General features: G+C 38.9%; 2 protein-coding genes. Both read right to left on the bottom strand.

Annotation, left to right across the window (positions count from 1 at the left end; translation table 11 throughout):
• Positions 1–56 precede the first annotated feature (56 nt).
• Positions 57–269 carry a DUF4315 family protein gene (locus U2P91_RS17820; protein ID WP_162624376.1) on the bottom strand — a complete coding sequence of 71 codons (213 nt, stop codon included), beginning with the start codon at positions 267–269 and terminating at the stop codon, positions 57–59.
• On the bottom strand, positions 238–2001 hold the full coding sequence (locus U2P91_RS17815) for a transposase (protein ID WP_242988501.1): 1764 nt from the start codon (positions 1999–2001) through the stop codon (positions 238–240). The genes U2P91_RS17820 and U2P91_RS17815 overlap by 32 nt, the downstream gene beginning before the upstream one ends.
• Positions 2002–2150 lie beyond the last annotated feature (149 nt).

Raw genomic sequence — 2150 nt, 5'->3', positions numbered from 1 at the left:
CCTCAACTTTGCATAAAAGTTACACTAAATACTTTTTGAAACTCAAAACCGTTGCCTCAGACATCTAAAAATGTCATCAGCTCCTGCAAGCTTTTGCCACTTTTTTGGAAAGCCTCCATTACTTGTTTGGCCTCGTGTTCCTTCTTTTGCTTTTGAAGTTCCAACAATCTGTCCGATAGAGCCTCCTGTTTTTCTTGAAGTTTTGTTAGCTCACTATTTATTCTTGTAATTTCAGTTTCAATCGAAGTTATCGATTTCGTCCGCGCCATCGTCGTATTCCTCCTCATTCTGGCTATCTGTATTTGTCATCAGCGACTGGTTCTTCGACAATAGATTGCCGATTCCGCTTGCAATATCACGAATATTATTCTCGTCCATGCCGAATGAACTTAGAATAACCTTCTGCCGTTTGGTTACGGCGTGATCAAGCCGATAATGGTCTTTACTCCGTCTAACCATTTCGATTTTTTCCAGTTCGCGAAGCGCCGCAGGCACCGTCATATAATTCGGTTTTGTATCTAATCGAAGCATCGTTTCCTTCAAGAGGTTGTAGATTCTGTTACGGACAATCAGTGCAATAAATTCGATAAACAGCTTTGCAGACAATGATTCGGAAGTGTGAACCCGGTTGCTTTTAGACCCAATAAACGATTTGTCCGTGCTGAATAGTTTTTCAGAGATATCCCGACCTTTGTAATGGATAAGTGCCTGTGATACAGTCATTTCAGTAGAGGTGATAATGCAGAAATAACCGCATTGCTCCAACTTTTTCCGAACGACATCCTTTTTTTCTGTATACGAGACAAGCGCATGCTTGTTGTTATAGCGAAGGTCAAAATATTCGTGATATACGTTCCCAAGTGTGATATCTTTTCCAATATGTTTTTCCAAATACAATCCAAGTCTTTCAATCAGTTGCTCCAGCTGTTCTCTCTCAGCAGCCTGTTTGGAAGGGTTGAAGTATAAATGGAAATATCTAAGAGTATTATCGTCCTCATACAACTTAGCTAAAACTGTTTTTCCATAAACTCTGTATGAACGGATAGCACACTCACGATCAGTTTCAAATGTATTTCGGTTCGCTGTTATCAGCTCAGATACGAGATTTTTACGGCCTTTAACCATGATGATGAAGGAGTAACCATTATCTTCCATGTATTTTATATTGGCTTTGCTGAAATATCCTCTGTCCAGAATAAAACCGACCGATTTATAATTGTACTCTTTCACCTTGTCTACCATATACTCAAACTGGGAAACATCGGTTATTGAACCTGGATATTCCTCATAAAATAGCGGAACTCGGTTGGTCTTATCAAATGCTAATGCAAGATTAAACACTGGAAGTCCTTTTTCATCCTTCGCTTTGCCGTATTCTATAAGATCAATATCACCGGCTTGGCAGTTCTTGTTTGTTGAATCATACGAAATGTAAATGCATTGTTTATGATCACGTTTTTTGTTCCAGTCATTTAGGAAGCCAATAATCTGTTCCCGAGTAACTGATTTAAGGAACCGGCTTACTTTTGAATCGCTGTATATCCTCATTCCCTCCGAAAACAGTGGGTGGTTAAATGCAAAATCAGGATAGTACTGGCCTGCATTTTCTTCATCAACAATCAGATATGCCATTAGATCGAGTAGTAATCCACAGTCTTTTGGAAACCATGTATTCAGAAGATTCTCTAACTTATATTCTTGGAGAACCTTTTGGATTACCGCATATGAACCAATCTTCAAAGCGCAGCTTCGATAAGAATCCGGCAGTTCTTCTGGAAGGGTAACCTCCGGAAAGTAATCTTGAAATTTCTCGTTCGGATACATGACATCATGATTATCTGAATGAATCTTTCCGATGATGGTACGTTGGGGTATGGCATATTTCTTTTCGACATTGTATTGTTGGCCGTATTGAAAAAGGACATAAGTTGAATCGCCCTTTTTCTTGGTGATTATCTTGCCCCTAACCAAAGGGATTTTGACTGTGTAATCGTAGTACATGAGCAGCCTCCTTTAGTGTAACTGTTACACTAAAATTATACTACTTTTTTCTACGTTTTGCAAGTGAATTTCCTTGATTTTACTGGGGTTTTGAGACTTTCTCACACAGTTTTTTATGACTTAGTGTAACCTAGATGCAAAGTTCACAT

Source organism: Acetobacterium sp. K1/6, from assembly GCF_034438075.1.
Taxonomy (GTDB): domain Bacteria; phylum Bacillota; class Clostridia; order Eubacteriales; family Eubacteriaceae; genus Acetobacterium; species Acetobacterium carbinolicum.
Note: the sequence above shows the minus strand (reverse complement) of the source record. Positions and strands in the feature narration are given on the sequence as shown.

Coding starts and splice junctions, on each gene's coding strand:
- U2P91_RS17815 (WP_242988501.1), bottom strand. CDS start 2,001: ATGTACTACGATTACACAGTCAAAATCCCTTTGGTTAGGGGCAAGATA.
- U2P91_RS17820 (WP_162624376.1), bottom strand. CDS start 269: ATGGCGCGGACGAAATCGATAACTTCGATTGAAACTGAAATTACAAGA.